Raw genomic sequence first — 25,404 nt, 5'->3', positions numbered from 1 at the left:
AAATGCTTTTAGTTAAATTTATTACTGCCCAAACGATAAATTACAAACAAAGCACTATTTATGAAGGGCTATTCAGAGATAAAAGTTATTTTTTTTGCCATTTTTTTTTGCCATCCATAAGGCAAAATCGAATGCTCATTTTCGACCATTAAATTCATTTGTTCTACAATTTTGGCCTGTATTTTATTTGGCAGCGTATAAAACTCAGTATCTACTTTAAAATTTCTTTCATCATCCAAAACACCATTTTGAATTCGGATTCCTATTTTCTTTCCTTTATAATATAATAGAATTTTGATTCTTCCATCACCATATGAATTAGATCCAGCAGTACCATAAATTACAATCGGATCAATAATCCCATCGTTATCAAAATCTTCAACATAAATATATCTTGACCAAAACCAAATACTTTCTTCATAACTTTCTTTAAAATCATTAATTTCAAACGTTTTTATCCAGTTCTCGTTATCTATTTTAAAATTAAAAGCCTTGACTGCATTATTGAAATTATTACCCGCGACCGTTTCCTTAAATTTATCTTCTGTCAGTACTAAATAATATTCACCCGTTTTATCTTTATAATGATAAACCTTCCAAATAACGAAATTGATTCCAAACTCCTTTCTTTTCTCTTTTGTAAAAATTCGAATTACTTCTTTTTGAGATAACGTTTTATACTTGCTATTCTGCTCGTTGCTCAAATATTCTAATATTTCACTAATTCTCTGGTTAAGAATAGCAATATTTTTTATTTCAATATCTGAATAAACAATACTGCCATTATCATTTAAAGGTTTGTACCAGTCGTATTTTTTAAAAATATCTGAATATTGAGAATTGGAAAATACGTATCCCTTTCTAGCATAAATTTCATTTTTCAGCAATTTCAAAGAAAAAATATCTTCATTTTTCAATTTACTTTCGTCAATAATTTCAACTGAGCATTTCGAACAATTTAGTCCTTTTTGCGCACTAATCGAAAAAGTAACAAATAACATTAAACAGAAATAAAACTTCATTTTTAATAACTTAATTAATTTGATTTGAAATATATAAAACAATTTTATTTTCTTCAACAGATATCCAAATAAAATAAACAGGAATAAACTTGACAAAAATAAGCACTTAGCTTCCTTGCCAAAGCAAATACATCCACAAAGAATGATTAAACCAATAATATATTAACCTAAAACAAGATAATATTCGCTTACTAAATAGTAATATAATACCAATTTGTAAAAAAAGCCTATAGTATTTTTATCCAAATATATTTCAGCCTAAAAATTTAAAAATAATGTCGTTTCTATTCTTTCCTTTCTTTCGTCAATAGTCTTAAAAAGATCAAAATTCCAACAGAATTTATAAGTTAATTCCTAAACAAACGAAATACTTACTATATTTACTCCTTCAAAATACAATACTATAACAAACTAAAAACACCTATATAATGAAGAAACATTTGTTACTCTTTTTATTAATCTGCTCCAGCGTTTTTGCGCAAGAGGATATTGATATTAATCAACTAAACTGGCTGCCAAATTCCCACTCTTTTTGGGTGAACTCTGAAGAGAATGTTATAGTTTATGATGTTGACAAACTAAATCAAAAGAAAATCATTTTAACAGATGGTCAATTAAAAAAATCTGGTTTTACAGGAGAAATTGAAGATTTGGTTTGGAATGAAAACAAAACAAAGGTCTTGATTTTTACCAATTCTAAAAAAGTTTGGAGAGCCAATACGAAAGGAGATTTTTGGTACTTTGATTTAACAACTGGAAAAGGCAGACAACTGGGAACGAGCTTAGAAAAGTCGTCATTGATGTTTGCTAAGTTTTCTAACGATAACGAAAATGTGGCTTATGTTTCGCAGCATAATATTTATCTTGAAAATCTAAACTCTGGAAAAATAACGCCTTTAACTACAGATGGTACAGATAAAATTATTAACGGTACTTTTGACTGGGTTTATGAAGAAGAACTTGCTGCTCGTGACGGTTTTAGATGGAGTCCTGATGGAAAGAGTATTTCATTTTGGCGTGTAGATGCTTCAAAAACGAAGTTTCATTTGATGATCAATAATACTGATGCTCTTTATCCGTTTACGATTCCAGTCGAATATCCTAAAGCTGGAGAAAAACCTTCATCCGTAAAAATTGGTGTAATTGATGTTACTTCCTTACAAACAAACTGGCTGAATATTCCCGGCGAACCTGATAATAATTATTTAGTTCGAATGGAATGGATCAGTAATCAAAATGTAATGGTTATTCAATTAAATCGAAATCAAAATCAAGCTTCTATTTATAAATGTGATACTAAATCTGGAACGGCGAATTTAATCTATCAGGAAAAATCAGATTCTTGGATTGATGTTTTTGATATTTCATCTGGCGAATATGATGTTTTTCCGTGCCAGTTTGTAGATAACGGAAAATCATTTCTTTGGAGTTCAGATGCTGACGGGTGGATGCATATTTACAAAATCAGCAGCGACGGCAAAAAGAAAGAACTTATTACAACTGAAAATTTTGATGCTTACTACAAAGCTTACAATCAAGAAACAAAATCTGTTTATTTTATTGCCAGCCCAAAAGATGCTACACAACGTTATTTGTACGAAACTAATTTAAATACAAAGAAAACGAAACGCGTAACGCCACAAGAATTTGAGGGAACAAATGAATACAGTTTTTCGACTGATGCTCAATATGCTAAACACGTAAATTCTAATATCAATCGCGATTACAACAAACGTTTGGTTGCTTTATCCGGTCATAAAAAAATACTTCCGGCTGCTGCAGATTCTTTTTCGGCACCAAGACGCAATTATTCATTAGAGAAATTTAAGGTTACAACTGTTGATGGAATCGAAATAGACGGTGTTATGGCCAAACCTTTAAATTTTGACGCTTCAAAAAAGTATCCTATATTCTTTTATGTTTATGGCGAACCAATGGCGTCTGTTGCAAATGACGAGCCGTATTTTTATCCCTTTATTGCCTCTTTAATTCCTGAAGGATATATTGGAATTGCAATGGATAACCGTGGAACTCCAGTATTGAAAGGTACAAAATGGAGAAAATCAATTTATAAAAACATCGGAATTATCAATACGCACGATCAAGCTATGGCCGCTAAAGAAGTTTTGAAATGGAACTTTATTGATTCTGACAGAGTTGCTATTCACGGATGGAGCGGCGGCGGCGCTGTAACTTTGAATTTGATGTTTCAGTTTCCTGAAATTTACAAAACTGGAATTGCTATCGCAGCGGTTACAGATCAGCATTTTTACGACAATATTTATACGGAAAGATATATGGGATTGCCAAGTGAAAACGAAGCGACTTACATAAAGGCTTCTCCAGTAACACACGCTAAAAACCTGAAAGGAAATTTATTATACATTCATGGAACAGGCGATGATAATGTACATTATAAAAATGCCGAGGTTCTGATTAATGAATTGGTAAAATATGATAAAATGTTTGATTTGATGATTTATCCAAATCGTTCGCACAGTATATACGAGGGAGAAGGAACTACAAAACATCTTGCCGATACTTTTACAAAGTACATCAAAGAGCATTGCCCTCCTGGCGCCAAATAGTCTACAAGAATTTAAACTTGTCATTTTTAAGCCCTGTTATTCCTCGGAATAATGGGGCTTAGTCGTTTTATAGATTGCTTTTTTTTGCCACTTATTAAGAATGATTTTTACAGAATATTTTAAGCAAAACTAAAATAACATACACCCAAAGTTTGTCATTTCGACGAAGGAGAAATCACACTAGTATATCGACAAAGATTGGCGATTTCCGCGTGTGATTTCCGCGTGTGATTTCCGCGTGTGATTTACTTCGTCTGTTCGCTATCGCTCGAGTCTCCTTTCAGTCGAAATGACATAAAATGAGAAAAAAATCCTTTTAATCCCTTTAATCAGTGGCTAAACTTTTTTACTCTTCGCGTTCCCTTACGTAATTCTTTGCGCCAGATAACTATTGGGATTGCGGTTAGAAATCCCTTACTTCAAGCAATTTCTCAAAATACTAACCGGATGCTGCGCTTCACGTTTGGTGCCATCATAAATTTGATGACGACAGCTTGTTCCTGCAGCGGCAATTTTTACATTTTCGGCAGTGTTGCGAACTTTTGGAAATAAAGTATCTTCACCCATTTGCATACTCACCTTATAGTGCTCTTTTTCATATCCAAAAGAACCCGCCATTCCGCAGCAGCCCGAATTGTAAATTGTAACCGTATTATTTTTAGGAAGATTCAGCATGGCAAAAGTTGCTTCAACAGAACTTAAAGACTTTTGATGACAATGTCCGTGAATCTTAATTTCTTTTGTTTCTTCAGAAAATGAATCAGGTCTGATTTTTCCGTCGATGATTTCTTTCTTAAAGAATTCTTCGATTGTAAAGGCATTTTGCGAAATTCGTTCGGCATTTTCTTTATCCGACGCCAATCGCAGATATTCATCTCTAAAAGTCAAAATCGCCGAAGGTTCTATTCCGATTAACGGCGCGTTGCTCGAAATTAAATCCTTGAAAATATTGATATTGATATCGGTTATCTTTTTGGCTTCTTCCAAGAATCCTTTTGAAAGATACGTTCTTCCGCTTTCTTCATGATCTGTAATTAAAACCTCGTAACCCAATTTTGTCAATAACTCAAAAGCATCAATACCAATATTTACGTCGTAATAATTGGTAAATTCATCAACGAATAAATACAATTTTCCGTTTGGAAAATCTGCACTTTTAGGTTTGTTATTTTCATACCATTTTCTGAAAGTCTTTTTTGCCAAAAGCGGCACTTGTCTTTCTGGTGCAATTCCCATTGATTTTTTAACAAGCGATTGATTCGAAATAAAATTCGTAATCGACGGAAACAAACTTCCCATTTTATTCAACTTTGCATTGTTGGCAAAAATCTTACTTCTCGTTGAGAATCCGTTTGCTTTTTGATATTGGTATAAAAATTCCGCTTTAAGAGTTGCAACGTCAACATTACTCGGACATTCGCTCGCGCAGGCTTTACAGCTTACACACAACTCAAAAACTTCGTATAATTCTTTCTGATCAAATTTATTTTCCTTTTCAGAATACGTCAAATATTCACGTAAAGCATTTGCTCTTGCACGAGTTGTCTCTTTTTCGTTTCTAGTCGCACGATAACTCGGGCACATTGCTCCTCCTGCCGACGGCATTTTTCGGCAATCGCCAGAACCGTTGCATTTTTCGGCAGCACGCAAAATTCCTAAACTGTCTGAGAAATCCTGAAACGTTTTAATATCTGGTTCTACTCTGCCCGAAACTACTCGATGGTTTTCATCCATTTTCAAAGCGTTGACAATCTTCCCAATATTAAAAACCGAATTAGGATCAAAGGCTAATTTGATTCTTTTCAACAATTCGTAATTCTTATCGCCAATCATAAACGGAATAAATTCTCCGCGTACTATTCCGTCACCGTGTTCTCCGCTTAATGAACCTCTATATTTTTTCACCAAATGCGCTACATCGGTCGCAATGGTTCTGAATAATTTTAGATCTTCCGTTTTCTTCAAATTCAAAACCGGGCGCAAATGCAATTCTCCCGCGCCGGCATGTGCATAATAAATCGCTTCCTGTCCGTGGCTTAACATCATCGCCGAAAACTCTGCAATATACGCTGGCAAATCGCTAAGTTCTACTGCTGTATCTTCAATAGAATCTGCAGCTTTGTTGTCGCCTACAATACTTCCTAAAAGTCCAAGTCCGGCTTTTCTAAGTTCGTTGGCTTTATCAATATCGGCTCCGTAAATTTTTACGAGCGCGTAACCGAAATTGTTTTTCTCTAAATCGGCAATTAAAGCGTTTGCCTGATTTTCTGCATCTTCTAAAGTGTGCGATGCAACTTCAAAAAGCATAATCGCTTTTGGTTCGCCAACTAAAAAGAATCTGTTTTTGATATGTTCCCGATTTGTTTTCGTACAATCTAAAATCGTGTCGTCGATCATTTCGCAAGTGTACAAATGATGTTTCATTGCCACTACAACAGATTCCAGCGATTCCTGAATAGTATGGTAATGCCCAACAACCATAATATTATGTACTGGTGGCAAATCGTCAACTTTTAAGGTGATTTCGGTTGTAAAAGCCAGTGTTCCTTCGCTTCCGCAAAGCAGTTTTCCTAAGTTTATTGTGGGTTCAGTTCCACCAAATATCTCTGATTTTAAAAGAATATCAACGGCGTAACCTGTATTTCGCCTGTGAATTTCTGGTTTCGGAAACTCTTTTATAATTTCTTCCTGATTTTCTTTTACCGAAAGTTCGTCGTAAACACTTTTGTAAATTTTATTTTCTAAAGAATCGCCTTTGGTTTTCTCGATAAATTCCGCCGTAGTCAATTCGCCAAAAGTTACTTCTGTTCCATCGCTCAAAATTGCTTTTACTTCAGCAATTTTATCACGCGTAACACCATAACGAATCGAGGTTGTTCCAGATGAATTATTTCCAACCATGCCGCCAATCATCGCTCGATTTGAAGTTGATGTAATTGGCGCAAAGAAAACACCGTATGGTTTCAAAAATAAATTCAACTCATCACGAATCACTCCGGGTTGAACGGTAACCGTTTTTTTCTCAGCATTGTATCCTAAGATTTTGGTGAAATGCTTCGAAACATCAACCACAATTCCATCTCCTACTGCCTGCCCCGCTAAAGAAGTTCCTGCAGTTCTTGGTGTAACCGAAATATTATGCTGTGCCGCAAAGCGAATTAACTTGCTAATATCTTCAGTAGTTTTAGGCAAAGCCACCGCATTAGGACGAATCCTATACACCGAAGCATCTGTAGAATATAGTGTTTTATAAAGATCATCGTATAAAAGTGTGCCTTCTAATGATGCTGCTAGTTCTTGTAACTCTTTATTTATCGACATTATTGCTTTCTTTTTGAGTTACAAAAATAGGTATTTTTTTAAGGTTCAAAGGGGCATAGTGACAAAGGTTTAAAGGTTTTCTTTGCTATTGTTTTTGAAATTGAAATTTGGGGGTTTAACTCGATTGTCATACTGTGCGTACGCAACAAAATTCCCCAATCTTGTCATTTCGACCGAAAGGAGACTCGAGCGATAGCGAACAGACGAAGTAAATCACACTAGAAACTCCGCACAAAATATCTCCAATCTTTGTCGAATCCCGAGTGCGATTTCTCGTTCCTCGAAATGACAAACTTCTTGTGAAAATCTATTCGAATTTATCTTTTCTCAAAATAACGTTTAATATTTATCGCGCAGAGATGATTTACACAGCGTCAGCAAGAAAAACTTCGGAAAGTGTTATATTTTTAATCCTTTTGATTTACCCCTTCCCCCAAATTCTAGTATTCAAATCCAGTTCTTGAACAATATCCTGCATGAACTGAACGATAGAAAGATCATCTGTAAGTAAATCGGGAGCTAAAAGCGAAGAATGAATAGGCGCTTCAAAGTAATTGTGAGACAGCGGAAAAGCAATATACATTTTTGAACTTATAAAGGAAATCGAAATTGTTTCGTCGCATTTGTTGTTTAAATTCAGAATTCTTTCCATCATAGCAGGCGTTAAAATATACCTTGCTTCGATTTGGTTTCTGGAATAGGTTACAAATTTATTGTCAAAATCAGTATTTTCTAATTGCACGACATCGGTATTTCCGAAACTAAAAATGTTTTTAGAAAACCATGCCCCAACGGCGTTTCCTAAATCTTTAGGGCGAACAACAGTCGAAACTTCAAAGTTTTTATTAAAATCGGCCACAAAAACAATTCCCTTAAAAATAGTGTGCCATTCGGTACGAGTTCCATTTTTAGTACTTGTTTCAGTTTTGTATTCGGCATGAGCTTCGGCAAACCAAAAAGAAGTTTTATCTGCTGTTCCGCTTATTAAATCCTGCGTGTGGTAACGATCAGGTTCTGTTGTAAAAAGCTCAGAACTTATAAATTCATATTCTGGAAGTCCGCTTTGCGGTGTAAGAGATAAAGTTTCATTAATCGTTTTTAATGCTGGATCTACTACGTTTATTTTGTAAACTGCTTTATAAGCACGAACATCACCATCTATTCTAAAATGCATTACAAGAGCAATAAGAGCCGAAATTGCAAATCCGATAAAACCTATAGCTGGAAAACTAATTAAAAAACCAATTGCCAAAAGCACTATAGCAAGACCAAATAATATATAGCAGGTCTTATAAGTTTCAGCTATTTTTTTTCGATCGGTTTCTAAGGTATTTAAAGCTTGCTGCAGAACTGAATTACTGTTTATTTCTGAATCCATTAACGATTAAAAAGTTCTTTTGCACTTATATTTTTTCGCTCTTCTTCTGCCGTTGCCAAAACTTCAATTGGCGTATAACTCAGCATTCCTGCAAACAAATTACCCGGAAACATCATTATAGCATTATTAAAATCTGTAACTACAGCATTATAAGTTCTTCTGGCTGCTGCGATTTGTTCTTCGCTTTCTGTCCAAGTGGTCTGCAGATTTAAAAAATTAGTATTGGCTTTTAGGTCTGGGTAATTTTCAACATTTACCATTAAGCCTTTTACTGTACTGCTTAATTCCGCATCAAGACTGGCTTTTTCTGTATCGCTGATCGAACCAGAAGTTGCTTTTGCACGAAGTTCTACAATTTTGGTTAAAGTGCTTTGCTCGTAATCGGTATATTGTTTTACGATTTCAACAAGATTCGGAATTAAATCAAAACGTTTTTTCAACATTACATCTATTGCAGAAAAAGCATTGGTAACCTGATTTCTTTTTCCGATAAGGGAATTATAGTAAAATATCCATAAAAGTATAAAGATGACAATAATGGGCAATACGATAAACATGATTTTAGTTTTTATTGGTTTGGTCAAATATAAATAAAAAATAAAATAATACCGTAATAAACTCATAAGCTAAATCTTACGTTTTATTCTAGCAATATGTCAAGAAATTCAAGACTGCATTCTATAATTTATAGATGCTTGCAGCAATTAGATTTTTAAAAAGCTTGTAATTCTTTAAAACAAACGAGCGCCGGCATCGGCAAAATTTTTAATTTTAGAACTATTAGGACTTAATTCCGTCACAATAGCATCTATTTGATTTAGATCGCAAACTTTATGAGGCATTTTACCATTGATCTTGTCTGAAGTTGCCAAAACGATAACTTTGGCAGAAGCTTTAATCATTTCTTTTTTAATAATCGAAACTTCATAACCCATCTCGGTAAGTCCTTGATTTACATCTAGACTGCTCACGCCCAAAAAACAAACGTCGGCTTTAATTTTTGACAGTACTTGCACAACATCTATTCCTACGGTTACCATTGCATTTTTTTGCAATTTCCCTCCAATAAAAATCAGTTCTATATTAGGATGCTGTGACAACTGCATGGCTATGGGCAGACTATACGTATATATAGTAGCTGATAAATCTTTTGGAATAAGTTTACAAAAAGCTAAGTTAGTAGTTCCTCCAGTCATTATAATTACTTGTCCGTCAACTAAAAACGACAGGGCTTTTTGACCTACTATATTTTTTTTATCTTCATTAACAATAGCAATATCAAACACACTGCTTGGCTTGTCTTTTACTAGAAAAGCGCCTCCGTAAACTTTATTAATCAAGCCTTTATTATGCAATTCATTAAAATCTCTGCGTATTGTATCTTCAGAGATATTTAATTCTAAAGCGAGATCAATAGTATTGATTTTTTCGACATTCTTAAATTTATCCATGATAAATTGATGTCTTTCTCTTTTAAGCATCTGATTTTTTTTACAAATATAAAATATATTGCATTATTATGCACGTTTTAAGAGTGATAATTTACCAAACACGCTTACAAATCAGAAATAACGATTAAACAAAAAAATAAAATGCATTATTATGCATTTTCTATATAATAAATTAAATAAGATGCAAAAAATCGCATTTATTAATTTTTTTTTCTAAATTTAGATTCTATAACTAATCAAATACTGTAATATGAAAAAACTATTATTTATTTTATTTGGAACCATTTTGTTTGCGCAGCCCATTTTTGCTCAGACAAAAACCGTAAGTGGTACAATTAAAAGTGAATCTGACGGACTTTCGCTGCCAGGGGTTTCTGTCTTAATAGAAGGAACTTCCAAAAGCACCGTAACCGATTTAGACGGAAAATTCAGCATTTCTGTAAATGAAAACGAAACATTAATTTTTAGTTTTGTTGGCTTTGGTACTAAAAAGGTCAAAATTTCCAGCGGCACTAGTGTAATTAATCTAAGACTGGCGGAAGAAACCAACACACTTTCTGAAGTTGTGGTACTTGGATCTACTGTACGCGCTACTCGTAAAGAGTTAGGAAACGCCGTTACAAGTTTAAAAGGCGAAGACTTAATAAAAGCGCAGCCTGGCGGACTTTCGACGGCATTGCAAGGTAAAATTGCAGGGGCTCAGGTTTCTCAAAACTCAGGTGATCCTGCTGGAGGTTTTAGTATTAAACTTAGAGGAACATCGTCTATTTTAGGTTCTTCAGATCCATTGTATGTTATTGATGGAGTTGTTTTAAACAATGCAACAACAAACGTAACGAACTTAAATGTAACGACTGGAAATTCTAATATGCAGATTGGTCAAAACAGATCGTCTGATATTAATCCTAATGACATTCAAAGTATCGAAGTATTGAACGGTGGCGCTGCCGCTGCAATTTACGGATCGAGAGCGGCTAATGGTGTGGTTTTAATTACAACTAAAAAAGGTGTTGCCGGCGAAACCAGATATACTTTTTCTACTAGTGTAACTTCTAATCAAATCCGAAAAAAACTTGATCTGAATACTTCAAATAAACAGTTTGTAAATGCGTCACCTGCTTTGTTTCCTATTCAAGGGAATCCTAAAAGCCCAACTACTGTAAATGTATTAGGAAGAGATCTTGAAACTAGAACTATAGATGTACAACGTTACGATTATCAAGATGACATTTTTACAACTGGTGTTGGAACAGATACTTATTTCTCATTACAAGGCGGAGATGACAAAACAAAATACTTTGCATCGCTTGGTTATTTAGTAAACGAAGGAATTATAAAAAACACCGATTTTAAACGAGCGGGCGCAAAAGTAAGATTGAAACACGACTTTAATTCAAAATTATCTGCGACTGTTGGTTTAAATTATATTAATTCTGCTTCAAATGAAAAACCAGATGGAAACGTTTTCTGGAGCCCAATTAATGCTATAAATATTACCAATAATACTTATGATATTAATAAAAGAGATGTTAATGGCAACTTATTAGCAGTTGACCCTAATAGAGTTAATCCGCTTTCTATCATAGAAACGTTCAAAATCAAACAAAATACAGATCGTATTATTTCGGACTTACAATTAAATTATGTTCCTTTTAAAAATTTTAATGCCGATATGATTTTTGGTATTGACAATTATAACCAAAGAGGAAATGTATTTATTCCGAGATATCCATATGTGGTTAATCCTGCTTATTATAATGACGGTTATGTTTCTGAAGCGACTAATAGAGTAGTTCAATTTAATAATGACTTGAACTTAAGATACCTTTGGAATATAAACGACAAATGGAAAGCTACAACTTACGGAGGTTACAACGTACAAACGTATCGCGATAATTTTGCCGCTGTTGAAGGACGTAACTTAAAACCATTTATCGAAACCATAAATGCTTTCAATACCTTGATTCCGGGTTCACCAAGTTCAAGTCAGTCAAAATACAATTTATGGGGTTTTTATCTTCAGGAAACTATTGGTTATAAAGACAAATTATATATCACTTTGGCAGGAAGACAAGATGCTTCGACTATTTTTTCTAAAGACAATAGATCTCAGTTTTATCCAAAAGCAAGTTTAAGTTATGTACTTTCTGATGAAAAATTCATGGAAGGTATTCATGATGTTGTAAGTTCTGCGAGACTTAGAGGTTCATGGGGAAAATCAGGAAGTTTAACCGCTATTAAACCGTATGCTCGTTTTACAAATTACTCTACAGGAACGCTTTTAGGAAATAGTACTTTTACTATTGAAGGTTTCAAACAAGGAAACCTTGATTTAAAACCAGAACAAAGTGTTACTTATGAAATAGGTGGGGATTTTGGTTTTATAAAAGATCGTTTGAATTTATCGTTCAGTTATTATAATGCTGATATTGATGATTTGTTACTGCCTGTTCAATTAGCAGCTTCTGAAGGTGCTACAAACACGATTAAGAACATTGGTCAAATGAACAATAAAGGTTTTGAAGTAAACTTGAAATATGATCTTATCAAAAAAGAAAACCTGCATCTTGATGTTTTTGTAAACTACAGCAGCAACCGAAATAAAGTAACCGGCTTACCGCAGCAGCGTTTTAAACTAGACAGCAATTTAGCTGGAGCACCTGTTTTTGTTGAAATGAACCAGCCAATTGGTATTTTCTATGGTACATACTTTGCTAGAAACGCTGACGGAAGTTTATTACTTACGCCAACGGGTTATCCTCAAACTGAAAAAGGAGACGTAAATACTGGAGCTCCGCAAAGAGATGCTTCTGGACAGCCTACAGGAACAATTTTGAACAAACAAATTGGAAACCCAAATCCAGATTATATTATTTCTTTCGGAACAAATCTGAATTACAAAAAATTTGGTTTATCTGTATTATTTGATGGCGTTCAAGGCGTAGATGTTTTTGATGCTGATTATAGAACAAGACAAGGTGTAGGTTCTGGAACATTAGTTGCTAAAGAACTTAACGGAGAATTACCTCGTGGATACATTTGGTCTGTTTACAACATCGAAGAGTTTAGAGTTGTAGACGGAAGCTACCTAAAATTAAGAGAGGTATCTTTAAACTATTCTTTTGGGAAATTAAATAGTTTCTTTGATGATTTAGTAATTACTGCAAGCGGAAGAAACCTAATTTCATGGGATAATTTTACGAGTTTTGATCCAGAAACAAATTCTGGCGGACAATCTTCGGTGGCGAAATACAATTTTGGAACAGTGCCAATTCCTAGTTCATACTCATTGGCAGTAAAAGTTCAATTTTAATCAAATAAAAATATTATGAAAAAAATATTCATCCCTATAGTAGCCTTTGCAACACTTTTAATAAGCTGCAACGAAGAGTATTTAGATCCAACCAAACCCTCTCAGGATTTAGTTTTTGGCTCTAGAGAAGGAATTATTGGTGCTGCAAACGGATTGCAGCAACTTTGGACTATTGACAGAACCAGCCCTGTTTACAACACTATTACTGGAAACGGATTTACAACAAAAGAACTCCGATTGCTAAATGCAGGAAATGTTGACGAAGGTGAACTTTCTGTGGGCGGCGAAGTACTTTCTACTAAAAATAACGTAGTAAATAATCTATGGTCGCAATGTCTTGTTATTAAATCCGAATCGCAAAAAGTTATTGATCATATTGATGTTTTAACTGCCGAAACTGAAAAAGCAAGCGTTCTTGTTCACGCCACTATTTTCAAAGCAATGGCAATAACTACAATGGTTCAGTACTTTCAAAGTGTTCCTTTAAAAACAGGAAAAAATGCCACTTTTGACACAAGAGCTGATGTTTTAGCTGAAGCCATAAAAATTCTAAAAGCTACAGAACCTATTTTAGACAAAGCAACTGGAGTTACTGGTTTAGTAAGCACTGTTAATTACAAAAACACAGTCTATGCACTTTTAGCCCGAACTTATTTAATGGCTGGAGATTATGACAATGCTATTGCATATGCTGCCAAAGTTGATCTTGCAGTAAAATCTGTATTTGCTTTTGATCAAATTAGTCCAAATCCAATTGCTTATATTTCTATAACCACAAACAATGTATTCCAGCCTGTTGATTTAACATTAGGTCTGCCTGCTGCATTAGCTCCTTCTAGTTCTGACGGAAGGTTAAACTTCTACATTAAACCGGGTTCAAATCCTACGGTTGCAACTGGTTTTTTTGACACCAATCTTAAGCCGATTCCTGTTTATTTACCAGGTGAGATGACATTGATTACTGCAGAAGCTTATGCTAGGAAAGATAATCTGCCTCAAGCCGTAATAGAATTAAACAAAGTTTTGACTAAAACCGCTGCCGGAGATACTTACGGAATTGGAGCAAATCTGCCGCCATATGCTGGAGCGCTGACAAAACCTGCTATTTTAACTGAGATTTATAGAAATCGCTGTATCGAAATGTATATGTCAAGTTTAAAACTAGAAGACAGCAGAAGATTTGATCGTCCGGGTGCCGGAACTCCTGGTGCAGAAAGAAACCGTAATTGGTATCCGTATCCAGATTCTGAAAGAAACAATAACACGAATACACCACCAGATCCTGCAATATAAGATCTACTAAAATCGAGGCGTCTCGTTACGCCTCGATTTTAATATCATAAATACATTTATCTGTTTTCAAATTACCCCATAACATTAAACAGTCCTTGTCTAAAATTGAAAACTGGCAAAAACTGTCGTAAAAACAAAAACCAATTGTAAGAAATCCGCATAAATAACGTTGAAATTATAATTTCTGAATTATTTATTATAATCCATTAAAAAAACTATTTTTGGTTTCTGTTAAAAAAGATTGAAATGCATAAAAACCAGCACTTACTGTTCTCAATACTATTTTTATTTTTCTTCGGATGGAAATCCTTTTCACAAGAAAAAGTAATGCATCCTAAAAATGAATTTAGAGGTGTTTGGATCGCCTCCGTGGTAAACATCGACTGGCCAAAAACAGCAATTGATAATGTTGAAAAAGAAAAAGCTGATTATTTAGAAATTTTAAACACCTATAAAAAGCTAAATTATAATGCTGTAATTGTTCAAATTAGAAGTGTAGGTGATGCTATTTATCCAACAGAATTAGCACCTTGGTCAAGATTTTTGACAGGAAAAGAAGGTCAGGCACCAAACCCATATTATGATACTTTGGCTTGGATGATTGAAGAAGCGCACAACAGAGGTTTTGAATTTCACGCATGGCTGAATCCATATCGTGCCACTTTCGATTTAAACAAACAGCAATTGAGTCCAAATCATGATCTTTTTAAACATCCCGAATGGATGATTGAATACGGCGGGAAATGGTATTATGACCCTGCATTACCTGAAGTTCAAGAACATCTTACGAAAGTTGTTAAAGAAGTCGTTGAAAAATATGATATTGATGCTATTCATTTTGATGATTATTTTTACCCATACACAATTCCTGGAAAAAATTTTAACGACAACGCTTCGTTCAAAAAATACGGTTCAGGCTTAAGCCGTTCTGACTGGCGTCGTGCAAATGTGAGCAATTTTGTACATACCATTTCTACTACAATAAAAGAAAGTAAACCGTGGGTTCAATTCGGAATTAGTCCGTTTGGAGTTTGGCGAAATAAGACACAAGATCCAAGGGGTTCTGAAACACAATCAACATCAAACTATGACGATTTATACGCTGATCCTCTTTTATGGATGGATCAAAAATGGATCGATTATATTTTACCTCAATTATACTGGAGCATGAACAATCCGAGAGCTTCGTACTCGAAATTAGTAAAATGGTGGTCAGAAAACTCAAACAATACCGCTATTTATATTGGACATGCTACTTATAAAATTAGAGGTGACGGCGATAAAAGCTGGAATTTTGCCAATGAAATTCCAACGCAAGTCGACTTTGCCAGAAGTTTCAAAAATGTATCAGGCAGCGCTTATTTCAGCTCGAAATGGTTTATGAATAAAAACTTTGATGTTGCCCGAATTTTAGAAGAAAATCAATATAAATATCCTGCAATTCCTGCAGCTGTTCCTAATTTAAAACACATTATTATTGATACACCTGTTATTACTGAATTTGTAAAAGACAGTACAAAATATTCATTCAGCTTAAAAAATCCGCTTAATACAAATGTTCGTTACATTGTAATTTATGGAGGCGATCATGTTTCAAAAGTTGATATTAACGATGCAACGAAAATAATCGACAAAATAAGAGTAATTGAAAAAGATGGTGTTATTTCATTTTCGATCCCTGCTGAAAAAATCAGACCATACAAAGCCTGCGCAGTTACCTTTATTGACTATTACGCCAATGAAAGTACTCCAACTGCTGCCGACTTAAAAAAGAATTTTAAAATCTATTTACCTGCCCAACCTAATGAAAACAGATAATCACTCTCCTTGGTTTTGGATCCCGCTTCTTAACTTTGCCTCTGGATTACCATACGCCGTAATTATCTCAGTTTCGGTAATTATGTACAAAAACTTAGGAATTTCAAATGAAGACATTGGTGTTTATACCAGTTTATTATATCTCCCGTGGGTAATCAAACCTTTATGGAGCCCATTTATTGATTTAACCGGAACCAAAAGAAAATGGTTTTTATCAATGCAGTTATTAATTTCAATTGCATTTTTACTCGTAGGATTTACAATTCCGCTCAATGGCTTCTTTATAATGACACTGGCTATTTTTTGGGTCGCTGCTTTTGCATCAGCTTCAAATGATATTGCCAGCGATGGCTTTTATTTATTGGTTTTACCAAAAGAACAGCAATCTTTTTTCCTCGGAATCAGAAGTACATTTTACAGACTTTCGATGTTAGCAGGAAATGGATTAATTGTACTTTTTGCAGGTTATCTAGAACATAAATATGGTGATAATACCAAAGCTTGGTCCTATACCATGATTGCTGTTGGTTTATTAATGACCTTTATAACTGCTTACAACTTTATCTTCACGCCAAAAAATGAAATAAACGCATCTGAAAATGATAAAAAAACACAGCAGCACCAAAGCTTTGCAACGGTATTTATCAGCTTCTTTCAAAAAAAACAAATTGGTTTAATTTTGGCTTTTATCCTTGTTTTCAGACTTGGAGAATCTCAGCTTCTAAAAATGTTAAGCCCATTTTTACTTGACGGAAAAGAATTAGGCGGAATGGGATTAGACACTGAAGCGGTTGGAATAATCTATGGAACTTTGGGTATTTTCGCTTTAACTGTTGGAGGAATTTTAGGCGGAATTGCAATCTCTAAACATGGACTTACAAAATGGATGCTTCCTATGTTTCTTGCCATGCATTTACCTATTATCGGCTTTATTGGATTAGCGCATTTTCAACCTGAAGAAATTTTTCACCTGCATTTAAATCTCTATTTTTTCGAAATTAACTCTCCTTTAAATCTCTATACCTGTATAACGGTTGTTCTTGAGCAGTTTGGATACGGTTTTGGTTTTACAGGTTTTATGATGTATTTAATACATGTTGCCGAAGGAGAATCCAAAACAGCACATTATGCTCTCGCAACTGGTTTTATGGCTTTAGGAATGATGCTTCCGGGAATGTTAAGCGGGTTTATACAAAAATATCTAGGTTACGAGAATTTCTTTATCTGGGTATTATTAGCTACAATTCCAGGTTTGATTCTTTCTAGATTTTTAGATTTCCCGAAAGATTTTGGTAAAAAAATAGAATAACCGCTATACCATATAACGCCCATGGAAATCAATGAAAATAAACAGGCTGAAAGAAACCTGAGAGCAATTGAATTTGAAAAAGCTGGAGAAATTGAAAAAGCAATTGCGTTATACGAAGAAAACATAAAAGAAGGTTTTAAAGGAAATTATTCTTATGATCGACTTGCCGCTATTTACAAAAATCAACTTGATCTAGACAATGAAATTCGAGTTTTAGAAAAAGCGATTATTGTTTATGAAGCGATTACAATCGAAGACAGAATTGAAGGTTTGCCAAAACTTTTCCGTTTTAAAAACCGATTGGAAAAAGCAATTGAAACCAAAAAGCAATTGAAACCAAAAAACAATTGGCAAAACAAAAGAAAGCAAAACTAAAATAAAAGCGATTTTACACAATTTTAGAAATCATGATTACCATAAAACGAACAAATTCTGACGATATCGATTTTAAAAATCTGGTTGTTTTATTAGATCAGGATTTGGCCATTAGAGACGGCGACGATCATGCATTTTACAATCAGTTTAATAAAACTGACACTATAAAACATGTTGTCGTTTTTTATGAAAATAATACTGCAGTTGGATGTGGTGCTTTTAGAGAAAAAGAATCAGATACGGTCGAAATTAAACGAATGTATGTTCATCCTGACCATCGAAAAAAAGGAATAGCCTCAAAAGTATTGGCCGAATTAGAAATTTGGGCAGCCGAAATAAAATACAAACACACTATTCTGGAAACAGGCAAAAACCAGCCAGAAGCCATAAATCTATATCAGAAATTAAACTATACCATCATTCCAAATTATCCGCCTTACGAAAAGGTCGATAATAGTGTATGTATGAAAAAGACTTTATAAAAATGAAAATCACTACCGAAGCATTAAAACAAAAAATAGGACAGTTCTTTTTTCCTGCCGTTTTTATCAACGATACCGAAGAAAATATTCAGGAAACGGAACGCCTTATAAAAGAGCACAATATTGGCGGATTAACGTTTTTTCACAGTCGTGCAAGCGCTGCAACGAACTACGAAAGCAAGAAAAAAGTTGTTTTTAACGATGACAGCTATGAGAAAATTAAAGTGCTTATTGCCCGTTATCAAAAAGCAGCTTCTACTCCCCTCTTAATCAGTATTGATGCGGAATGGGGATTGGCAATGCGTATCGAAAAAACACCACAATATCCGTATGCGATTACGCTTGGTGCTTTGCCAGAAAACAAAGCTGGTTTAGTTTATGAAGTTGGAAAACAAATCGGGTTGGATTTAAAAGCAGCCGGAATACAGTATAATTTATCGCCTTTGGCAGATATCAATAATAATCCAAATAATCCGGTTATTGGCTATCGTTCATTTGGTGAAAACAAACAAAAAGTAGCCGATTTTTCCATTGAATATTTAAAAGGAATGTCGGAAGTTGGTGTTTTAGGCTGTTTGAAACACTTTCCCGGACACGGAAATACTAATGTTGATTCGCATTTAGGATTGCCGGTTTTAAAGGAAACTCTTGAAGAATTGATGGAAAACGAATTGTATCCGTTTATAAAAGGAATTGAAAATAATGTCGATTCGATTATGATTGGACATTTGGCTGTTCCGAGTTTAAATGACGGAAAAGACACGTCTGCAACTTTATCAAAAGCAGTTATTCAGGATTTATTGCGTGATAAATTAGGTTATGATGGTTTGGTTATTTCTGACGCTTTAAATATGCACAGCGTTTCTAAGCTATATGAAACCAAAGGACATTTAGAATGGGAAGCTTTTAATGCTGGAAATGATGTTTTATGTTTCGCCGAAAATGTACCTGAAGGAATTGAGGAAATCTTAAAAAATGCTTCGCCAGAACGTATTGAAGAAAGCTTTAATAGAATTATGAAAGCTAAAGAAAAAGCTGGAATTCTTTCTGGAAATACTTCTGCTTCGGGCGAATTAAACTTCGAAAAAACAGCAGCTCTAAATCTAGAAATTGCTCAAAACACGATTACAAAACTTACTGATAATTCAAGTACAGAATTAGCTTTTGGCGCTCAAAAAAACAACAAACTTGCCAAACTGAGTTTATATAAAAATACCGAAAACAGCTTCTTCAAAAACTTAGGCGCAAAATTACCTTCACCAGAATTTGCTTTTGAAAATTTAGAAGTTTCCAATATTTCATCTATCAGAAAAGAATTAGAAAATTTTGAAACCATTATTATTTCATTATTTGTTCCAAAAGCAAAACCAATGAACAATTTCGAAATCGACAATGAAGTTTTAGAATTGCTTTCTGATTTGCTTCAAACCAAAAAATGTATCGTTTATGTTTTTGGAAATCCATACGTTTTACCCATAATTCCGAATCTAAAAAAGGTTTCAGGATTATTTCAAGCGTATCAAGATTTTGAGGAATTTCAAAAAACAGCAGGAATTCAATTTTTAGAAAATTTTATCTGCAGTGGGACTCTTCCCGTAAATATTGATATTCAATAATTTACACTTAATCATAGTCAGAATTTATCAACTTATAAATTTTTATAATCACATCTTATTGTAAGAACCTGTAGTTATACCCTACTTTTGCATCAAATAAATTTTTAACGTAAAACGAATATTATGTCTTTAGTAGGAAAAAAATTCCCAAGTATTGCAGTAGATGCTATCTCAGAAATGGGTGACAATTTAAAAGTCAACATTTTTGAAGAAGCAGTAAACAACAATAAAAAAGTACTTTTATTTTGGTACCCAAAAGATTTTACTTTTGTATGTCCAACTGAATTACACGCCTTTCAAGCTGCATTACCAGAATTCGAAAAAAGAAATACTATCGTAATTGGTGCTTCTTGCGATACTAACGAAGTTCACTTTGCTTGGTTAAATACTCCAAAAAACAACGGTGGAATCGAAGGTGTTACTTACCCAATCTTAGCAGATACTAACCGTAACTTAGCTAACATTTTAGGTATTTTAGATATTGATTCTACAGAATACAGCGAAGAAACTGATTCAGTTATCATCGAAGGTTCAAACGTAACTTTCAGAGCTACTTACTTAATTGACGAAACTGGAAAAATCTTCCACGAAAGTGTTAATGATATGCCATTAGGACGTAACGTAAACGAATACTTAAGAATGGTTGACGCTTACACTCACATCCAAACTAAAGGTGAAGTTTGTCCTGCAAACTGGGAAGCTGGTAAAGAAGCTATGTCTGCAGATAGACTAAGTACTGCTGAATACTTAAGCGCTAATTAATTTTTAAGGTTCTGAGGTTCTAAGGTACTGAGACACTAAGTTTTTTTACTGAACTTTTAAATCTTAAATAAAATTCTACAATACAGTTATCAGGTTCTAAGATTAATACTTAGAATCTTAGAACCTTGATGACTTTAGATCTCAAAAAATAATTTTAACGTTAAGTCATTTTATGGACTAAGGGCTAAAAACTTAGAACCTTAACACCTCAGCGACTTAGCACCTTAAAACAAAAAACATGTTAATCGACTTAAACGAAGATACGTTAGCAGATTTAGTTGCTAAAAACGAAAAAGTAGTAGTACAATATTCAGCATCATGGTGTGGAAACTGCCGTATTATGAAACCAAAATTCAAAAAATTAGCCACAGAAAATGAAGCTATCACTTTTGTTTTGGTTGATGCAGAAAATTCTCCTGAATCAAGAAAGCTTGCTAACGTTAGTAACTTGCCAACATTTGCAACTTTTGTAAACGGACAATTAGTTGGAGAAACTCAAACCAACAAACAAGAAGTTTTAATTGATCTTGTAAACGCAATTGCTTAAATTTAGATTCGTTAGACTGGCTTAGATTTTTAGACTTCTTAGAAGTTGTCTATAAATTTTAAAAGGTCTAAGAAGTCTAAGAATGTCTAAAAAAATCTAAGAAATCTAAACATGAAATTACCAGTAATAAAGCATTTAACGCAATTTATAGAAGAAAATGATCAGGATTATATCATTGAAACTATCGAAGTTCTAGAAGCTATGACCGAAATTCCTTCTTTAAAAGATGAAGAATTAGATGTAATTGGCGAATTGATTTCAAATATGTATGGCGCTCTTGAAGTGCACAAAATGGTTTCGCAAGGAACTGATAAAAAAGAAGCTTTAAACGCATTCATGAAACGCGTTTTGGGCTCGATTGACAAATAATATCGACCTCTTTTTCAGAGAAAAAACAAAAAAACATGACCAAGAAAGCGTTTCTCAATAAGAGACGCTTTTTTTATTTTTCACTTTCGAACATATCTTACAACAACTTTTTTCACGCAATCTTGTCATCTCGACAAAGTAGACCCGAGCGATAGCGAATTGGCGAAGCAGATCACACAAGAAACTCCACGATCAAAATTGCTAATCTTTATCGATTCACTAGTGCGATTTCTCCTCCGTCGAAATGACATAGTTTGCGATAAATTAAAAATTATTTAGATTTATTCGTGAATTTGCGACGATCAGAAATACATCCTTAATCTATCCTTAAACGAATAATAAATACTTTTAGATTCAAATATTAATCCTTACTTTTGAACCTCATTAATTTTAAACAAAAATCATGGCTTCAATAACATTAGGAGGTAATCCAGTTCATACATCAGGAGAGTTACCAGCAGTTGGTTCTAAACTTGCTGACTTCAAATTAGTTCAAAACGATTTATCAGTTGCTTCATTAAGTGATTTCGCTGGTAAGAAATTAGTTTTAAACATTTTCCCAAGTGTTGACACAGGAACTTGCGCAGCATCTGTTAGAAAATTTAACCAAAGTGCAAGCGATTTAGAAAACACAAAAGTTTTATGTATTTCTAGAGATTTACCTTTCGCTCAAAAACGTTTTTGTGGCGCAGAAGGTTTAGAAAATGTAGTTAATTTATCTGATTTTAAAGAAGGAAGTTTTGGTAAAACAAACGGCTTAGAAATCGTTGACGGACCTTTGGCAGGTTTACATTCAAGAGCAATTATTGTTGTAGATGCTGACGGAACAATTACACACACAGAACAAGTTGCAGAAATTGCAAATGAACCAAATTACGAAGCAGCTCTTGCTGCACTATAATATTTTCCTATAAATGGAGTTTCAAAAAGATAATACCTTTGTTACCGGCCGATTAAAAAGTATGACATATGCTTTTAACGGAGCTGTAAAACTTATAAAAACAGAACACAGCATTATGGTTCAATTCTCATTGGGAATTATAATGACTATTGCTGGTTTCTATTTTCATATTTCACAAACCGAATGGCTTTGTCAAACCTTAGCCATTGGTTTAGTTTTAAGTGTTGAAGGATTGAATACGGCTGTTGAAAAAATTGCCGATTTTATTCATCCTGATTACAGCAAACGAATCGGTTTTATCAAAGATATTGCCGCAGGAGCAGTGTTTTTTGCTGCGATGACTGCAATAGCAATAGGTTTAATTATTTATATTCCAAAATTTACATAGGCAAGGAAAGCAAGAATGGCAAAAACAACCAAAAAGGAAACTGCAGACAAAAAAAACGAATCAAAAACAGAGACAATTAGGTCATGGAAATTTTCCAAACAGCAAAAATTTGTTGTGGGCTGTCTTTTGGTGCTCTTTTCAATTGCACTATTAGTTGCATTTATTTCTTTTTATGTTAACGGACAATGGCAAGCAGACCAAAGCGCGGTCAGCCAGCTTGGAGATCGCGGCGAAGTTGTAGAAAACTGGCTCGGAAAATTCGGGGCATTTCTTGCTGACTTGATTGTTTATAAAGGTTTCGGAATAGCCTCTTTCATTTTTGTCCGTTTATTTTTCCTAACCGGTTTATTTTTAGCATTAGAACTTTCTACCAAAAAACTAAAAAACACTTGGTTTTGGGATCTATTTGCGGTTATAATCATTTCAATTCTATTTGGTTTTTTCGCAACTTCGGCACCAGAACTTGGCGGAACAATTGGTTATGAATTAAATCTTTTCCTTCAAGACTATATTGGTAAAACAGGAACTTTATTAACATTACTTTTTGGATTGATCGTTTATTTGATTTTTAAAATTAAACTTTCACCAGAAAAAATTCAATCTTACTTTGACTCCACTAAAAAAGAGTTCAAATCTGAATTAAATGCTATAAAACCTGCATCACAACCGGAGAGCGCTTACAATCTAGAAGAATTTGCAATCGAAGAAGATCCTGAATTAGATAATATCCATCTAAAAACAGACGATTCGAAATTTGAAATCAACAAAGAAGCCTTAAAACCAACTATTTCACATTCGTCAGAAATTGATTTAAATCCAGTTGTAAAACCAGTTCAGATGGATATTAATCCAGTAACTGTGACTGCTCCTGTTCATACTGAAGAATTTGTCATTGAAAAAGCCGAAGAAGAAGATATTATTGAAGAAAATCTAGCTTCAAGATTAGTTGCTGATTTTGGATTGTTTGACCCGACTTTAGATTTATCAAATTATAAATTCCCAACCATCGATTTATTAAAAGAATATTCGACAGGCGGAATCACTATTAATCAAGAAGAATTAGAAGAAAACAAAAACAAGATTGTAGATACACTTCGTAACTACAAAATTGAAATTGCACAGATTAAAGCAACCGTTGGTCCATCTGTAACTTTATATGAAATTGTTCCGGAAGCCGGAATCAGAATTTCAAAAATTAAGAGTTTAGAAGACGATATTGCATTATCATTATCGGCATTAGGAATTCGTATTATTGCTCCAATTCCAGGAAAAGGAACCATTGGTATCGAGGTTCCTAACAAGAATCCTACTATGGTTTCAATGAAAAGCGTAATTGGTTCAGCTAAATTTCAAGAAGCTGAAATGGAGCTTCCGATTGCTTTAGGAAAAACCATTTCGAACGAAACTTTTGTTGTCGATTTAGCCAAAATGCCTCACTTGTTAATGGCGGGTGCTACTGGACAAGGAAAATCTGTTGGATTAAATGCTGTTTTAACTTCGCTTTTATACAAAAAACATCCTGCCGAAGTAAAATTTGTGTTGGTTGACCCGAAAAAAGTAGAACTTACACTTTTCAATAAAATTGAAAGACATTATTTAGCCAAACTTCCAGATACGGAAGATGCTATTATTACAGATAATGCAAAAGTTGTAAATACTTTAAATTCCCTTTGTGTTGAAATGGACAATCGTTATTCTTTATTAAAGGATGCAATGGTTCGTAACATCAAAGAATACAACGAAAAATTCAAATCAAGGAAATTAAATCCAGAAGCGGGACATCGTTTTTTACCTTACATTGTTTTGGTAGTCGATGAGTTCGCCGATTTAATTATGACTGCAGGAAAAGAAGTTGAAATTCCAATTGCCCGTCTTGCTCAATTAGCGCGTGCCATTGGTATTCACTTAATTATCGCAACACAAAGACCGTCTGTAAACGTAATTACAGGTTTAATTAAAGCCAATTTCCCTGCGAGAATTGCTTTTAGAGTAACATCAAAAATTGACTCTAGAACTATTTTAGATACCCAAGGTGCTGATCAATTAATTGGACGTGGAGATTTATTATACTCAAACGGAAATGACGTAATTCGTGTTCAATGTGCCTTTATCGACACTCCAGAAGTGGAAAAAATAACTGATTTTATTGGTTCACAAAAAGCCTATTCTACAGCTTATTTACTTCCAGAGTTTGTTGGAGAGGAAACTGGCATTAATCTTGATATGGATATTTCCGAAAGAGATACCTTATTTAGAGAAGCTGCAGAGATTATTGTCAATGCACAGCAAGGTTCTGCTTCATTACTGCAACGAAAATTAAAATTAGGATACAACAGAGCCGGTCGTTTGATCGATCAGCTGGAAGCAGCTGGAATTGTTGGTCCTTTTGAAGGCAGTAAAGCGAGAAGTGTGAACATCTCTGATCTAAGTGCTCTTGATCAATTTTTTAACAATGAACAAAATTAATCCAA

At 34.0% G+C, this 25,404-nt stretch carries 19 protein-coding genes; 14 read left to right on the top strand and 5 right to left on the bottom strand.

The genetic code is table 11. From position 1 onward, the window contains the following. Nucleotides 1–68 precede the first annotated feature (68 nt). Entirely contained in the window at nucleotides 69–1,022 is a 954-nt protein-coding gene (locus ACHRVL_RS06210; RefSeq protein WP_395411178.1) for a YARHG domain-containing protein, read from the bottom strand. 428 nt (nucleotides 1,023–1,450) lie between these two features. Between ACHRVL_RS06210 and ACHRVL_RS06205 the strand changes: the two genes are divergently transcribed. Further along, the gene (locus ACHRVL_RS06205; RefSeq protein ID WP_395411176.1) at nucleotides 1,451–3,610 is read left to right on the top strand and encodes a DPP IV N-terminal domain-containing protein; all 2,160 of its coding nucleotides are present in this window, start codon (nucleotides 1,451–1,453) and stop codon (nucleotides 3,608–3,610) included. Between the two features lie 414 nt (nucleotides 3,611–4,024). Here the strand turns inward: ACHRVL_RS06205 and ACHRVL_RS06200 are convergent, their stop codons facing one another. The 4 genes from ACHRVL_RS06200 to ACHRVL_RS06185 form a co-directional block, all read right to left on the bottom strand. After that, nucleotides 4,025–6,931, bottom strand: coding sequence for an FAD-binding and (Fe-S)-binding domain-containing protein (locus ACHRVL_RS06200; protein WP_395411174.1), 2,907 nt, complete (start codon nucleotides 6,929–6,931; stop codon nucleotides 4,025–4,027). Between the two features lie 421 nt (nucleotides 6,932–7,352). Continuing rightward, nucleotides 7,353–8,309 carry a DUF3137 domain-containing protein gene (locus ACHRVL_RS06195; RefSeq protein WP_395411172.1) on the bottom strand — a complete coding sequence of 319 codons (957 nt, stop codon included), beginning with the start codon at nucleotides 8,307–8,309 and terminating at the stop codon, nucleotides 7,353–7,355. Beyond that, nucleotides 8,309–8,866, bottom strand: a complete 558-nt coding sequence (locus ACHRVL_RS06190; RefSeq protein WP_395411170.1) for a LemA family protein — start codon at nucleotides 8,864–8,866, stop codon at nucleotides 8,309–8,311. Before ACHRVL_RS06190 ends, ACHRVL_RS06195 begins: the two co-directional genes overlap by 1 nt. 174 nt (nucleotides 8,867–9,040) lie before the next feature. Continuing rightward, nucleotides 9,041–9,790, bottom strand: a complete 750-nt coding sequence (locus ACHRVL_RS06185) for a DeoR/GlpR family DNA-binding transcription regulator (protein WP_129024185.1) — start codon at nucleotides 9,788–9,790, stop codon at nucleotides 9,041–9,043. Nucleotides 9,791–10,010: 220 nt separating this feature from the next. On the opposite strand from ACHRVL_RS06185, the gene ACHRVL_RS06180 reads away from it, so the two are divergent. The 13 genes from ACHRVL_RS06180 to ACHRVL_RS06120 all read left to right on the top strand — a co-directional run bounded on the left by ACHRVL_RS06180 (nucleotide 10,011) and on the right by ACHRVL_RS06120 (nucleotide 25,399). Next, nucleotides 10,011–13,073, top strand: coding sequence for a SusC/RagA family TonB-linked outer membrane protein (locus tag ACHRVL_RS06180; protein WP_370431971.1), 3,063 nt, complete (start codon nucleotides 10,011–10,013; stop codon nucleotides 13,071–13,073). 15 nt (nucleotides 13,074–13,088) lie between these two features. Next, on the top strand, nucleotides 13,089–14,366 hold the full coding sequence (locus ACHRVL_RS06175; RefSeq protein WP_395411168.1) for a carbohydrate-binding protein SusD: 1,278 nt from the start codon (nucleotides 13,089–13,091) through the stop codon (nucleotides 14,364–14,366). A 246-nt stretch (nucleotides 14,367–14,612) separates the two neighbouring features. Continuing rightward, a complete protein-coding gene (locus ACHRVL_RS06170; protein ID WP_395411165.1) occupies nucleotides 14,613–16,184 on the top strand; it encodes a glycoside hydrolase family 10 protein in 1,572 nt (523 codons plus the stop codon). Continuing rightward, nucleotides 16,171–17,493 (top strand): MFS transporter, encoded by a 1,323-nt coding sequence (locus ACHRVL_RS06165; RefSeq protein WP_395411163.1) that lies wholly within the window; start codon nucleotides 16,171–16,173, stop codon nucleotides 17,491–17,493. Before ACHRVL_RS06170 ends, ACHRVL_RS06165 begins: the two co-directional genes overlap by 14 nt. A gap of 21 nt (nucleotides 17,494–17,514) precedes the next feature. Beyond that, a complete protein-coding gene (locus tag ACHRVL_RS06160; protein ID WP_395411162.1) occupies nucleotides 17,515–17,868 on the top strand; it encodes a hypothetical protein in 354 nt (117 codons plus the stop codon). A gap of 32 nt (nucleotides 17,869–17,900) precedes the next feature. After that, nucleotides 17,901–18,350, top strand: a complete 450-nt coding sequence (locus ACHRVL_RS06155; RefSeq protein ID WP_395411160.1) for a GNAT family N-acetyltransferase — start codon at nucleotides 17,901–17,903, stop codon at nucleotides 18,348–18,350. Between the two features lie 2 nt (nucleotides 18,351–18,352). After that, nucleotides 18,353–19,966 carry a glycoside hydrolase family 3 protein gene (locus tag ACHRVL_RS06150; protein ID WP_395411158.1) on the top strand — a complete coding sequence of 538 codons (1,614 nt, stop codon included), beginning with the start codon at nucleotides 18,353–18,355 and terminating at the stop codon, nucleotides 19,964–19,966. Between the two features lie 123 nt (nucleotides 19,967–20,089). Further along, nucleotides 20,090–20,728, top strand: a complete 639-nt coding sequence (locus ACHRVL_RS06145; RefSeq protein ID WP_395411156.1) for a peroxiredoxin — start codon at nucleotides 20,090–20,092, stop codon at nucleotides 20,726–20,728. Between the two features lie 238 nt (nucleotides 20,729–20,966). Continuing rightward, a complete protein-coding gene (locus tag ACHRVL_RS06140; RefSeq protein WP_007805605.1) occupies nucleotides 20,967–21,275 on the top strand; it encodes a co-chaperone YbbN in 309 nt (102 codons plus the stop codon). 111 nt (nucleotides 21,276–21,386) lie between these two features. Continuing rightward, nucleotides 21,387–21,644 carry a DUF6952 family protein gene (locus tag ACHRVL_RS06135; RefSeq protein WP_089054577.1) on the top strand — a complete coding sequence of 86 codons (258 nt, stop codon included), beginning with the start codon at nucleotides 21,387–21,389 and terminating at the stop codon, nucleotides 21,642–21,644. Nucleotides 21,645–22,047: 403 nt separating this feature from the next. Then, nucleotides 22,048–22,545 carry a thiol peroxidase gene (gene tpx / locus ACHRVL_RS06130; protein ID WP_395411154.1) on the top strand — a complete coding sequence of 166 codons (498 nt, stop codon included), beginning with the start codon at nucleotides 22,048–22,050 and terminating at the stop codon, nucleotides 22,543–22,545. Between the two features lie 13 nt (nucleotides 22,546–22,558). After that, nucleotides 22,559–22,933, top strand: a complete 375-nt coding sequence (locus ACHRVL_RS06125) for a diacylglycerol kinase (RefSeq protein WP_089054575.1) — start codon at nucleotides 22,559–22,561, stop codon at nucleotides 22,931–22,933. A 15-nt stretch (nucleotides 22,934–22,948) separates the two neighbouring features. Further along, nucleotides 22,949–25,399 carry a DNA translocase FtsK gene (locus ACHRVL_RS06120; RefSeq protein WP_395411152.1) on the top strand — a complete coding sequence of 817 codons (2,451 nt, stop codon included), beginning with the start codon at nucleotides 22,949–22,951 and terminating at the stop codon, nucleotides 25,397–25,399. Nucleotides 25,400–25,404 lie beyond the last annotated feature (5 nt).

It is taken from the genome of Flavobacterium sp. FlaQc-28 (genome assembly GCF_044007415.1).
Lineage (GTDB): Bacteria > Bacteroidota > Bacteroidia > Flavobacteriales > Flavobacteriaceae > Flavobacterium.
This window is presented reverse-complemented; position numbering and strand designations above follow the sequence as displayed.